Annotated in this window: 10 protein-coding genes; 8 read left to right on the top strand and 2 right to left on the bottom strand. The window is 42.5% G+C overall.

What is annotated here, in order from left to right; all coding sequences use genetic code 11:
• Positions 1-50: 50 nt before the first annotated feature.
• Both DC094_RS18855 and DC094_RS18850 read right to left on the bottom strand, forming a co-directional pair.
• Positions 51-2,807, bottom strand: coding sequence for an ATP-binding protein (locus DC094_RS18855; RefSeq protein ID WP_116688684.1), 2,757 nt, complete (start codon positions 2,805-2,807; stop codon positions 51-53).
• Positions 2,808-2,949: 142 nt separating this feature from the next.
• Complete coding sequence (locus tag DC094_RS18850) at positions 2,950-3,897, bottom strand: ABC transporter substrate binding protein (RefSeq protein WP_116688683.1); 948 nt, start codon at positions 3,895-3,897, stop codon at positions 2,950-2,952.
• Between the two features lie 213 nt (positions 3,898-4,110).
• Between DC094_RS18850 and cysM the strand changes: the two genes are divergently transcribed.
• The 8 genes from cysM (at position 4,111) to DC094_RS18810 (ending at position 12,844) form a co-directional block, all read left to right on the top strand.
• The gene (cysM, locus tag DC094_RS18845; protein ID WP_116688682.1) at positions 4,111-5,010 is read left to right on the top strand and encodes a cysteine synthase CysM; all 900 of its coding nucleotides are present in this window, start codon (positions 4,111-4,113) and stop codon (positions 5,008-5,010) included.
• Positions 4,961-6,382, top strand: a complete 1,422-nt coding sequence (gene rlmD, locus DC094_RS18840) for a 23S rRNA (uracil(1939)-C(5))-methyltransferase RlmD (RefSeq protein ID WP_158527393.1) — start codon at positions 4,961-4,963, stop codon at positions 6,380-6,382. The genes cysM and rlmD overlap by 50 nt, the downstream gene beginning before the upstream one ends.
• Before the next feature lie 3 nt (positions 6,383-6,385).
• Entirely contained in the window at positions 6,386-8,608 is a 2,223-nt protein-coding gene (gene relA, locus DC094_RS18835) for a GTP diphosphokinase (RefSeq protein ID WP_116688680.1), read from the top strand.
• The gene (gene mazG / locus DC094_RS18830) at positions 8,608-9,405 is read left to right on the top strand and encodes a nucleoside triphosphate pyrophosphohydrolase (RefSeq protein ID WP_116688679.1); all 798 of its coding nucleotides are present in this window, start codon (positions 8,608-8,610) and stop codon (positions 9,403-9,405) included. Before relA ends, mazG begins: the two co-directional genes overlap by 1 nt.
• A 97-nt stretch (positions 9,406-9,502) precedes the next feature.
• Entirely contained in the window at positions 9,503-10,144 is a 642-nt protein-coding gene (gene adk, locus DC094_RS18825) for an adenylate kinase (RefSeq protein WP_116688678.1), read from the top strand.
• Between the two features lie 520 nt (positions 10,145-10,664).
• A complete protein-coding gene (locus DC094_RS18820; protein ID WP_116688677.1) occupies positions 10,665-11,654 on the top strand; it encodes a hypothetical protein in 990 nt (329 codons plus the stop codon).
• A gap of 68 nt (positions 11,655-11,722) precedes the next feature.
• Positions 11,723-12,415 (top strand): tRNA (adenosine(37)-N6)-threonylcarbamoyltransferase complex dimerization subunit type 1 TsaB, encoded by a 693-nt coding sequence (tsaB, locus tag DC094_RS18815; protein ID WP_158527392.1) that lies wholly within the window; start codon positions 11,723-11,725, stop codon positions 12,413-12,415.
• Positions 12,416-12,562: 147 nt separating this feature from the next.
• Positions 12,563-12,844: a YebG family protein gene (locus tag DC094_RS18810; protein WP_116688755.1), complete on the top strand. Its 282-nt coding sequence runs from the start codon at positions 12,563-12,565 to the stop codon at positions 12,842-12,844.
• Positions 12,845-12,899: the final 55 nt, after the last annotated feature.

Raw genomic sequence — 12,899 nt, 5'->3', positions numbered from 1 at the left:
TTTTGTACCCGCCCTTGCGACCACTACGCCAGAAAATCCATTACTAATATCTAGATGTATTGGGTTGCTGCATCTCTTAATCGAGCAATCTCAATTAATATTCCTGGAATCAAAGCTTCTAGTTCAGGCTCGACCTGCTTAAGTTGCAATTCGGTTTCATTAATTAATTGCTTAAGTGCGATTGCTCCAGAATAGGCGCAAGCACCATGAAATCGGTGGACTGATTCAAGAAAAGTTTTCGAATTTTTATCTTGTAGATAATTATCAATAGCTGGCTCTAATTCATCAGTTGCCTGAAGCAACATTTTTAGCATGTCTCTAGCAAGACCTTCGTTATTTCCGGTTAATTTTAAGCTTTGCTTCCAATCGAGTACGGGTGATTTTTCCAATAGGTTTTCGCTGACCGGCATTTCTACTATTGGCGTATCGCAGTGATAGTTGCACCATTTTTCTAATAACTGGTGCATTTGAAATTCTTCCAAAGGCTTGGCTAGAAAATCATCCATGCCGCATTCTAATAACCGTTGGCGCTCACCTGTAGTGGCGTGGGCAGTTAAAGCAATTACTGGCGTGCCTTGCATACCCGCCAATTGCCTTAAATGTTTCAGTGTTTCAATGCCATCCATTACCGGCATTTGAATATCCATAAACACTAAATCAAATGACTGATCTCTTGCAGCTAATAAAGCTTGTTCGCCGCTAATCGCGGTAGTGACCTTAACGCCGGACTGTTGCAATAAAGTTGAAAGTAACAATAAATTAGCATCGTTATCATCAACCGCCAATATTTTAGGGTGATAGCCGGCGGTTGTTGGCTGACTTTCTATTTGTTTGGCAGGTGGGGCTTTACTGAAATTGTTCTCCAAGTATTGCTTGAGTTTGCTCTTACTTGCAGGCTTGGCTAAGAAATAACAATTTGGCAAGGATTTAGCTAGTTGCTCGCCTTTTTGCTGTTCTATATTACCTAGCAGTAATATTTTGCCGCCCATCGATTGTAAAATTTCATTGAGAGATCGAGCATGCTCGGCTATAGCAGAGTCCTGATAATCTTGGTAACTATTAAAACCAAGAATAATCCAGTCGACTTGTTTGCGATCATCGAGCCTTAATTCTATCGAGTCGAGGCTGCTAAAATTTCGGGTTTGCGCGCAGCAGGTATCGACTAAATGGCCTAAAGCCATTCTGGATTGTTCTTTTTTATCCCAATACCAGGTTTCCATAGCAAGTTTTTCTTCAGCTTGCGGCTGTTTAACTGGTTCGGCTTTAAAGGTAAACCAAAAGGTTGAACCCTGATCTTGGCGGCTTTCAACATCCATTGTGCCGCCCATTTGTTGTACCAGTCTTTGAGATATCACCAGACCTAGCCCGGTGCCGCCAAATTCACGACTGGTGCTGGCATCTGCTTGAGTAAAAGCCTGGAAAATTCGATTCCTGACTGCATCTGACATACCGACACCAGTATCACTAACGCTGATTCGAATCGTTAATTGTTCTTTTTCTTCGTGCTCCAGCATTACCCGGATCATCACATAGCCCTGCGGGGTAAATTTAATTGCGTTATTAATCAAATTTGTCAAGATTTGCTGGATCCGCAAAGGATCGGCCCGAATATACTCAGGAACATCTTTGTAAAATACTGGAATCAGTTCGAGTGATTTTTCTTTGGCTTGAGGTGCCAGCAATAAAACAGTTTGCTCAAGACTGTCCCGTAAGTTGGTAAATATCTGATCAAGCGACATTTTTCCAGCTTCTATCTTAGAAAAATCGAGTATGTCGTTGACTATTTTCAACAAATTCTTCGATGATTTGCGAATAGTGAGTAAATATTCTTTTTGCTGTTCGGTTAAGGGAGTTTTTAGCAATAGATTGGTAAAACCGAGCACGCCATTCATTGGGGTTCTGATTTCATGGCTCATATTTGCCAGAAATTCAGACTTTACTTGGCTGGCTTGCAATGCTTGTTTTCGCGCAAGATCCAGTTCAATATTTTGAATTTCGATCGTTTCCAGTGTTTGCCGTAAGTCAGAAGTTGCTTGGTCTACATTGTTTTGCATTTCATCGCGGGCGCTTTCTAAAAACTTTGCCAAAGTATTGATGCCACTTTCGAGCTGATAAAGCTCGCCGCCTGAATTTGAATTGAGCCGAATATCCAGTTTTCCGCGACGTAAGCTAGAAAGTGCCTGCAATACAGCGCTGATTGGGCGGTTAATATCGTTGCCCATTTTGATTGAAAATAACAAGGTGATAGTTAAACCGCCTATTAATAGCAATAGACTGGATAGCAAAGTTTGATATTGGCGCAAGTGCGTTTCAGTTTTACTGACTTCTACGCAACTCCAGCCAAGTAATTTTTGGTTGCTATTTAGATTGCGCTTTGAGCTGGCAAAATAGTCATCAACAAATAAGCTGCGGCTGAATATGGGGGTCAGAAATTCACTAAAATCCTTGTGCTCAAATTGTTGAAGGCCAGTTCCTTGGATATTATTAACGGTTTGGTTGCAGCTATTTAAACTGCCAGTCTGAGCGAGCAGCTTTTTGTCCGAGTCAAAGATGGCAACTGATTGTATTTCTTTATTTGTTAGAGCACGGCTAAGTTGTGCATCTAACGCATTGGTATTGCCAGCAAATATTCCGTATTCACTTGAAGCTGCAAGATGGCTGGAGAGTGAAACGCCTTTTTCAATTAACCGGTTTTGTAGATGGCTGATTAACTCGGAAGTGAAATAAGTTGTCAGAGAGATTGCAACTAATAGCGTTGGCATAAGTGCCAGTGCGAGCAAACGCTTTTTGATCGACCAATGTTTCATATTTTGCTCTTTAACAAGGCTGGAAGTTATGCCTTATTACAAATATTTTTATTTTGTATCCATGTTGTAAATTAACGATCCATGTTAACTAGCGATGTTCACTACCGATATATACAGGTTGGTTATTTGCTTGATGAATTCATTATTGATGCAGCTGTTGCATCAATAATTTGATGGTTGGTAGCGTTATTCCTAAAGATTTGGCAGCGTTCTGGTTAATCGATAGATCAAATAACCAAGGGTGTTGCTTGCCTGCAATATTTTCTTCTAGCCAAAGTTTTTCCAGTAATTCATGCGCCATGAATGCGTATTGTTGCGGCGTGCTGTATAAGCCTGCTAAAGCACCTGCCGCTACATATGCAGGAGAAAAAGCGATGCTGGGTACTCTGGCGCGAAATGTAGATAAAAGCATTGGCTGAATGTTGTTAGGTGCAATTATTTTGGGTTCTGGCAGTAAAATAACCGCATCAGCTCGTTTTAGTAGACGCTCAAGAATTCGCAATGGCATTTTGTTACCAGAAACTGTTGCGCCAATTAATGAATAGCCGTTACTGCGGGCAATATTTTTCAAGTTTGCTAAACGCTGCTGAGGTGGCGGAACTAGTGCAATCAGATTTTTGCTGTTGGGTATTATTGCTCGGGTGAGCTTCAGGTAGCGCTCAAATGGTTGGTCAGCAAGTACTATCGGCAGTGTTTTATGCCAGCTTGTGCCAAGCAGCGCCTTGTTGTTAACCATTAGAGCAATAGTCTTTTTATGGTCAAAACCTCGAGTTTGTGCGAGGCATTCTATTCCCAGGCAAACCAGCCAGTCGCCAGGATTTAAGAAAAGCTTTTTATCACTACTGAAAAGATGAAGTTGGCTGGAAAAATTACCACTATTACTGGCGAGCTGTTCTGCAAATGACTGATAGAACTTATGGATTGCAGGGCTGTGTGAATCGCCAGCGACAATAATTTTTTCTCTGGCAGCCAGTTGCTGTGAGAAAAAAGCGCTTAACAGTAACAGTGAAACTGCTCTGATGATCTTGAAAGTAGGTGATAAAATCAAAGGGATATCTATAGTTGTTTTTGTAATATGCTGGTTATGCATTCTAACAGTGCATTCCTTGGAACCTCAATAACTTCTGAAGGTCTTTAGCTAGTTGAATTGATAGATTGTTTAATAAATGAAAGGTCGACATCATTTCATGGTTGCTGTTTACCCGCGCTAACCCTATTAGTGCAACCGATAGCGAGGTTGAAGTCATTGTCAATCTGCAACAAATGATATGATGTACTGCCAAAAAGAGGTTCTGAGTAGAAAATGCGCTATCCAACAATAGCTGACCTAGTAGGAAATACGCCTCTGGTCGAGCTGACAAGAATCCTGAATGATAAATCTCGCAATAATAGAATTCTCGCCAAGCTAGAGGGCAATAACCCAGCTGGCTCGGTTAAAGACAGGCCTGCATTGAATATGATTGTGCAGGCTGAATTACGAGGCGAAATTCAAGCTGGCGATACTTTAATCGAAGCTACCAGCGGTAATACCGGTATTGCGCTTGCGATGGCTGCTTCGGTTAAAGGTTATAAATTGCGGCTAATTATGCCGGAAAATAGTACCCAAGAACGTAAAGATGCCATGCAGGCTTATGGCGCCGAATTAATCGGCGTTACTAAAGCGCAAGGAATGGAAGGTGCGCGAGATTTAGCTTTGGAAATGCAGCAGCGGGGTGAAGGTAAAGTACTTAATCAGTTTGCTAACCCTGATAACCCGAATGCGCATTACTTAACTACTGGGCCAGAAATTTGGCAACAAACCGACGGTGAAGTGAGCCACTTTGTTTCAGCTATGGGCACCACTGGAACTATTATGGGCGTGTCGCGCTATCTTAAAGAGCAAAATGAATCAGTCAGAATTGTGGGTGTTCAACCAGATGAAACCTCATCAATTCCCGGTATTCGCCGTTGGCCGAAAGCTTATTTACCAGAAATTTTTGAAGCGGTACGGGTTGATCAAACTATCGATGTTAATCAGGCCGAGTCAGAAGAAATGACCCGAAAACTATCTCGGGTTGAAGGATTATGTGCCGGCATTTCGTCTGGCGGAGCGCTTGCTGCAGCGTTGAAACTGGAACAGACCATAGAAAACGCCACAATTGTGGTGATTATTTGTGATCGGGGTGATCGTTACCTGTCCAGTGGTGTTTTTAGTCAGTCATAGTTTTTGGAGAAATCCCTTGGTTCGAATGGTTACTGGTGGGCGTAAACAACCGCCATTGCGACAAAATAATCAAAAGTTAACCTTAAAGGTTGATCGGTTAAGTCATGATGGTAGAGGGGTTGCCCATAATGATGGCAAGATTGTTTTTATTTCTGGTGCTTTGGCGGGAGAAATGGTTGAGTGCAGAATTGAAAAACAGTTATCTAAACAAGATCATGCCAGTTTATTAAAAGTGATCGAAGCCAGTCCACAGCGTATTGAACCATTTTGTAAGTATTTTGATAAATGTGGTGGTTGTAGCATGCAAATGTTGCAGCTAGAACAGCAAATCAGCCACAAGCAACAAATATTAGCGGAACAGCTAGCGCATTTTGCTGAATGTGAAGTTCAAAGCTGGCAGCCGCCGTTATTTTCTAATATTGAAAATACCGGTGAACAGGGTTATCGATATCGAGCCCGATTGCATGTTAATTACACTAAAGGTTTGGTTCAGGTCGGATTTTTACATGCATCCAGTCACAAAATAGTCGAGTTAAACGACGGCTGTCCGGTGCTAGTAAAACAATTGCGAGCCATTTTACCTTTGCTTCAACCGCTGTTGGCTGAAATTGCCAGTGGTTTTCGTGCCGATGAAATACAGCTTACTTATTCTGAGCAGAAAATTTCATTAGGTCTGGTGGGTGTAAAGCGGCAAAAGAAACCAGCTAAAAAAGTTATTTCTCATTTGCAGCAATGGGCTGAAATGCACCAAGTTTCGGTTTATTACCAGCTGCCAGATAACCCAATAGAAATGGTTTATGGAGATGAGTTTTTAATCTATCAAATCATGCCGGATCTGAAGTTAAAATTCTCACCATCTGATTTTACTCAAGTTAATCCCCAAATGAACCGGGCAATGATCAACCAAGCCCTGCAATGGATTGATATTCAACCGGCTAAACAATATTTAGATTTATTTTGTGGTTTAGGTAACTTCACTTTAGCTATGGCTAAATCAGGGGCTAATGTTACTGGCTTTGAGGTTGGGCAGGACATGGTTTTACGTGCCATGGATAATGCAAAACTGAATGGTTTGGAAAATGTAAACTTTATTAAGGCAGATCTGTTTAAGTCGATTGATCCAAAATGGCAAAAGCAACGCTTTGAAGCTATTTTGCTCGATCCGCCGCGCGCAGGCGCAGAGACAGTTTGTCGCTGGTTGGCCAATCAAAAACTAACCCATAAAATTCTTTATGTGTCCTGCAATCCGTCAACTCTAGCTAGAGACGCCGGGATTTTATGTCAGGGTGGCTTTTCTGTATCCCGGGCGGGTGTGATGGATATGTTTCCTCATACTTCCCACGTGGAATCCATGATCCTTTTTGAGCGTTAATTTATGGTCAAAGTGAGAGACGACCTGCCGCTAACTTCTGAGCGGCAAATTGATTTAAATGTCTGGTTAGAGCCCATTATGTCTGGTCGACAAGATGCTGCTGCCGAGCGATTAATTCGAGATGCGCTGGAATTGGCAAGGGTAACCGGACGAGGCGTTCCCAGTTTAAGTGGTAGTGATTGCCTCGATGCAGGCATGTCGGTCGCCGAAATTCTTAATTCAATGGGAATGGATCATCAGTCAGTTGCTGCAGGTTTAATTTTTCACTGTGTCGAAGAAGGTGGATTGTCACTTGAGGATGTAGAAGATTCTCTCGGTCGTCGAATTGCCTCTCTGGTGAGAGGTGTGATTCAAATGGATTCTATGGGCGAATTAGTTCGCCATGAAGACCAAGATCATCAACGACATAGAGTTCGTGTTGAGCATGTCAGAAAAATGTTGCTGGCAATGGTTCAAGACGTTCGGGTGGTTTTAATTAAGTTGGCCGAACGGCTGTGTTATTTGCGTGCAGTAAAGCATCAAAATGAACATGAACGAAAAACAACCGCTCGTGAAGTAAAAGAATTATATGCGCCTTTGGCAAATCGCTTAGGTGTTGGCCAGATGAAATGGGAAATGGAAGATTTGTCATTTCGTTATCTGGAAACGGATGAATATAAAAGAATTGCCAAGCTGTTGGATCAGCGACGGGTTGACCGTGAGCAATATATTAAGCATATGATCGAGCTGCTCGAGCAAAAAATGCAGCCGATGAAAATTGAATTCGAAGTGATGGGGCGGATTAAGCATATCTTCAGTATTTGGAAGAAAATGCAGCGTAAGCAATCTGGCTTTGAAGATATTTATGATGTGCGTGCTGTGCGCATTCTGGTGCCGGAAATTGAAGATTGTTATTTAGCATTGGGGATGGTTCACGCTGATTGGAATCATATTCCAGAAGAGTTTGATGATTATGTGGCTACGCCGAAACCTAATGGTTATCGCTCAATTCACACTGCGATTAATGGTCCGGAAGGTCGTGTGGTTGAAGTGCAAATTCGTACTTTTGCCATGCACCAAGAATCGGAGTTAGGTGTTGCTGCGCACTGGCGGTACAAGGAAGGTAGTCGTTTCCGTGGTGAAAGTGCTTACGAAGCAAAAATTGCTTGGTTAAGGCAGCTACTGGATTGGCAAGCTGAGCTGGGTAAAGAAAGTGAGCAGCTTGAAAAAATTCGTAATGAAGTTTTTGCAGATCGAGTTTATGTATTTACACCTAACGGCGATATTATCGATTTGCCTGCGGGCAGCACTCCACTCGACTTTGCTTATCATGTTCATACTGAATTAGGCCACCACTGCAAAGGCGCCAAAGTTAATGGCCAAATAGTGCCGTTAAATTATCAGCTACAAACTTCTGACCGTATCGACATTATGCGATCCAAACAACCAGTATTAAGTCGTGACTGGTTGCGGGCTGATAGTGGGTATTTATGTAGTTCACGGGCTAGAGCAAAAGTTCACCATTGGTTTAAGCAGCAAGATAAAGATATCTATATCGCTGATGGTCGAACGCAATTAAATAAATCCTTGCAGCAGCAAGGATTAGATAGTTGTGATATGGAGCGGTTATCACTCCGTTTTAATTACCACACCATAGATGACATGTTTGCAGGTATTGGTGCTGGCGATCTGAAAATTGGTAAAGTGCTAAATGCTGCCCAAGATATGGTGGTAATTGAGCACGCACCTGAACCGTTGCCGCTTAAAAAACCTTCGGTTAATAAAGGCAAGGGGGAAGTTTATGTTGAAGGCGCAGATAATCTTTTAACCAAGTTAGCGCAATGTTGTAAACCGGTTATTGGCGATCCAATTGTTGGCTTTATCACTCAAGGGCGGGGCATTACAATTCACCGCCGAAGCTGTTCCAATTTAACCAGCGTATTTGAATCTGAAACAGAGCGTTTGGTTGAGGTGGGTTGGACAGAAGAGCAGAAAAATGTGCTTTATCCTGTCGATCTAATTATTCTTGCTGATGACCGATCGGGGCTATTGGCTGAGATTATGCTGATGTTTGTTGAAGATAAAATCAATGTAACAGCAGTGAATACAACCAGTAATCGTCGTCAGGCTGAAGCGCGAATGATAATTACCATTGAAATTCGTAACGGTGAAATTCTTCAGCGGATAATTAATCGCTTACAAGCTCACCCAGCTCTAATTAGTGTTTCCCGTAGAGGTAAGCATTAATGGCAGATCTTAATGATTTACGGATGCTCATGGAGCGATTGCGCGGGCCGGATGGTTGCCCGTGGGATGCTAAGCAAACTTGGAATAGTTTAACGCGACATACTATTGAAGAGGCCTATGAAGTGGCGCAAGCCGCAGAAGATGGTGACGCGGAGCACTTAAAAGAAGAATTAGGGGACTTGCTGTTGCAGGTTTTATTTTATTCCAGCATTGCCCAGCAACAGAATCTATTTACCCTAGATGACGTAATGACCGGTTTAAGTGAAAAGCTGATTCGGCGCCATCCGCATGTTTTTGCAAATGCCGTTGCTAAAGATGCAGATTCGGTGAGTGTTTTGTGGGATCAAATTAAACATCAAGAAAAAAACCAACCTGATCAATCATCTTTATTAGATGATTTGCCAATAAACTTACCAGGCATGTCACTGGCGGCAAAAATTCAAAAAAGAGTCTCTCGGGTAGGCTTTGATTGGAAAAATACATCTCAAGTAATTGATAAGTTAGATGAAGAAGTGTCTGAGTTCAAAGCGGCGTATTCTGAGTCAGACCAAAGTGCAATTGCTGAAGAATATGGCGATTTGTTATTTACTATGGTGAATTTGGCCAGACATTTGAAAGTTGATTCTGAACAGCAGATGCGCTTTGCCAATAAGAAGTTTGTGCAAAGGTTTCAGATGTTGGAAGGTATGCTCCAACAAGCGGGAATTGCAGTAGAAAATGCCACGCAACAAGAAATGGATTTTTACTGGGAAGCATCTAAAAGGTTTGAAATTGATAATTCTAATTCTGATGAATGATAGTAACATTTGACAGCTGGCTGATGTCAGGCATCATAGCGGTTTTTTTGCTTGGCTATTTCATGACAGCAAGTAGCAACAAGCCAATGGAGGCAATATGAGAGCGATTCTACTAGGTCCCCCCGGAGCGGGTAAGGGCACCCAGGCGCAGTTTGTTAAGGAGCGCTATTCCATCCCTCAGATTTCTACCGGCGATATGCTTCGTGCGGCAGTTAAAGCTGGCACCCCTTTAGGGGTGGAAGCAAAGAAAGTAATGGATGCGGGACAGCTGGTTTCCGATGACATTATTATTGGTCTGGTAAAAGAAAGAATTGCCGAGCCTGACTGTAAAAATGGTTTTTTGTTTGATGGTTTTCCAAGAACATTACCTCAGGCAGCAGCTTTAAAAGCCTCAGGCGTTGTGATTGATGCAGTAATTGAAATTGCTGTAGCAGACGAAGAAATTGTTAAGCGCATGAGCGGTCGCCGTATTCATGAGGCTTCAGGTCGTTCTTATCACGTAATTTATAATCCACCTAAGCAAGAAGGATTGGATGATGAAACAGGTGATGTATTAATTCAGCGTGTTGATGATGCTGAAGAAACAGTAAGAAGTCGTCTTGATGTTTATCACCAACAAACAAGCCCGTTGGTTGAATATTATTCAAAAGATTCTGGCGATTCGACAGCTTATGTACGCGTGGAAGGTGTTGGTGAAGTAAATGAAATCCGTGACCGTATCTTTGGCGCGTTAAGCTAAATAGCAATTTAGCTGATTGAAATAAGACAGGGGTCATTCGTGGCTCCTGTTTTTTTTGTTTTGAAAATACGGTGTAGCATGCTCTAAATTCTATTGAATCATAGTGAATTCAGTAAAATCTGGTGCTAATTTGAAATAGAGCATCAAAATAAATTGAAACTTTTAGATGTTTCGTCTTTGATTACTCATCAATGGTAGGTAATTGATCATGGTTTTAGATCAACATGATTATGTAATTTTACTTTCTTGGGCTGATGACAGAAATTTGATCTGAAGTTTCACGATTTGATCTTACTCTGAAATTAGAAATTGCATGGGCTGAAATTTATAAGGAGATCAAAGCATTCCAATTTTGAAAGTTGGAAGGATTATTAGAAAGATGCTCTGAAAATGAGTTTTGTCAAAAAAAATTACTAGTGTATATTTCAAATGATTAAATCATTTGCTGCAGTATGGTCGCATTTGTGATTTTTCTGTGTTTAAATATTTATAGGAAATTCGAGTCTCCGGAGAAAGCCTGATGCCAAGAGTGAAAAAAACTATTGCAAAGAAAGCAGCTACTCGCGCTTCTTCTGCACCCAAGAGTGACAAAATGAATAAGCAGTTAGAAGCCGCGCGCGATAAATGGCACGTAGCAGTTAAAAAAGCTAAAGACGTTGAAGATAAATATAAATCTCAACTGAAAGAAGCTAAAGATGCATTGAAAGCTTTAAAAGCTGATCAAAAAGTTGAAATTGAAGCGGCTATTGCAGCAGCAGAAACTCAAGCAGTAGCTAAGTTTCTGGCTGATGCTCAGAGCCAATTAGGCACAGCAGCTAAACCAGCTAAGCGTCGCGGACGTCCAGCTAAGGCCGCAGCGGATAAAGCAGCACCTAAGGCAGAGCCTAAGCGTCGCGGTCGTCCACCTAAGGCCGCAGCTGATAAAGCAGCACCTAAGGCAGAGCCTAAGCGTCGCGGTCGTCCACCTAAGGCAGCAGCTGATAAAGCAGCAACTAAGGCGGAGCCTAAGCGTCGCGGTCGTCCACCTAAAGCAGCAGCTGATAAAGCAGTAGCAGAAGCACCTAAGCGTCGCGGTCGTCCACCTAAGGCCGCAGCTGACAAAGCAGCACCTAAGGCAGAGCCTAAGCGTCGCGGTCGTCCAGCTAAGGCCGCAGCTGATAAAGCAGCACCTAAGGCAGAGCCTAAGCGTCGCGGTCGTCCACCTAAGGCAGCAGCTGATAAAGCAGCACCTAAGGCAGAACCTAAGCGTCGCGGTCGTCCAGCTAAAGCCGCAGCTGATAAAGCCGCTGTTAAAGCAGAGCCTAAGCGTCGCGGTCGTCCAGCTAAAGCCGCAGCAGATAAAGCAGCACCTAAAGCAGAGCCTAAGCGTCGCGGTCGTCCACCTAAGGCAGCAGCTGATAAAGCAGCACCTAAGGCAGCACCTAAGCGTCGCGGTCGTCCACCAAAGGCTGCTAAGCCTGAAGTGAAAAGCGAGCCAGCAGCGCCCGTACAAGGTGAATTGACAGAATAATTCTGTAATTTTACTTTATAGCCGCCGTCCTTATTGAGGGCGGCGGCTTTTTTATGTGGTTAATAAAAATGACAGTTTCTAAATTAGTTAATGGGCCTATTCTGGCGCTTGAGTGTTGTACCGATGCTTGTTCTGTAGCATTGCAGGTTGATGGGAAAATATATTCCCGGTTTCAGGTTGTGCCGCGATCACATTCAAAAGTAATGTTGGAAATGGTTGATCAAGTTATTGCTGAAGCAGCAATTGATAAAAAGGATTTAAAGGCTTTAGCGGTTACGGCGGGCCCCGGAGCATTTACCGGTGTTCGATTGGGTGTCTCTTTTGCTCAAGGTATTGCATTTGGGTTGGATATTCCTGTTTATGCGGTAAATACTTTGGATGTTATTGCTCAAGGTGCTTATGTAGAAAATCCACAAGTAAAAAGTATTTTATCTGTTTTAGATGCTCGAATGGGTGAAGTGTACTTAGCGGGTTATCAAATTCAGAATGGGCAATTGCAGCTTGAAGTGCAATCTGGAGTATTCAAGCCTGAAGCGTTACCTAATTTAGACGTTGTCTCGCAGGCGCTGGTCTGCGGCACTGGCTGGAATGTATGTAAGCAGGCGTTACCGAAGGATGTGACTTCTGAAACAGAAAATCGTTTGCCTTCAGCTGTCGATATTTTCCCGCTGTTGGACAATACTCAGCCGATGTCAGCCGCTGATTTATTGCCAGTATATTTACGCAACGAGGTGACCTGGAAAAAATTAGACCAGCAGTAATGCAAAAGTAGAATTTACGTTTCCAGTTACAACTAATGGCAATTTAAAACTATTTCTAGTTTTGTGTCTGGTTTAACTTTACTTTCTCCTGTTTTTTTGTACAGTAAAAAAGATTTTTTAGGTAAGCGACAACCGGGAGTTATCGTTATGGCTGTAATTGTTCGCTATATCGTCGAAAGAAATGGTGTAGAGATGAAGGCTTTCAGCAGCAAAAAAGAAGCAGATGCTTATGATCGTCAGCTGGAAATTGCTGAGAAGTTCTCAGAATTCCTTGATCAATCAGGTTTAGAGTTAAATGAAGATCTGCAAGAAGAGTTAGGTATGTACCTAGCGGAGCATGCAGAGCAGGCTGTGGCCATACTTAAAGGCCAGAAAGAGAAAAAGCCTGCGTCGGCACCTAAGCCAGCAAAATTGGTAAAGAGTGCATAATCGTTGGTTGATTGGAAAAGCCGTAGCAATATCGCTGCGGCTTTTTTATGTCTTT

Origin of the sequence: Pelagibaculum spongiae, assembly GCF_003097315.1 — a bacterium.
GTDB lineage: Bacteria > Pseudomonadota > Gammaproteobacteria > Enterobacterales > Pelagibaculaceae > Pelagibaculum > Pelagibaculum spongiae.
The sequence above is the reverse complement of the archived record's forward strand: the minus strand, read 5'-3'. Positions and strand labels throughout refer to the sequence as shown.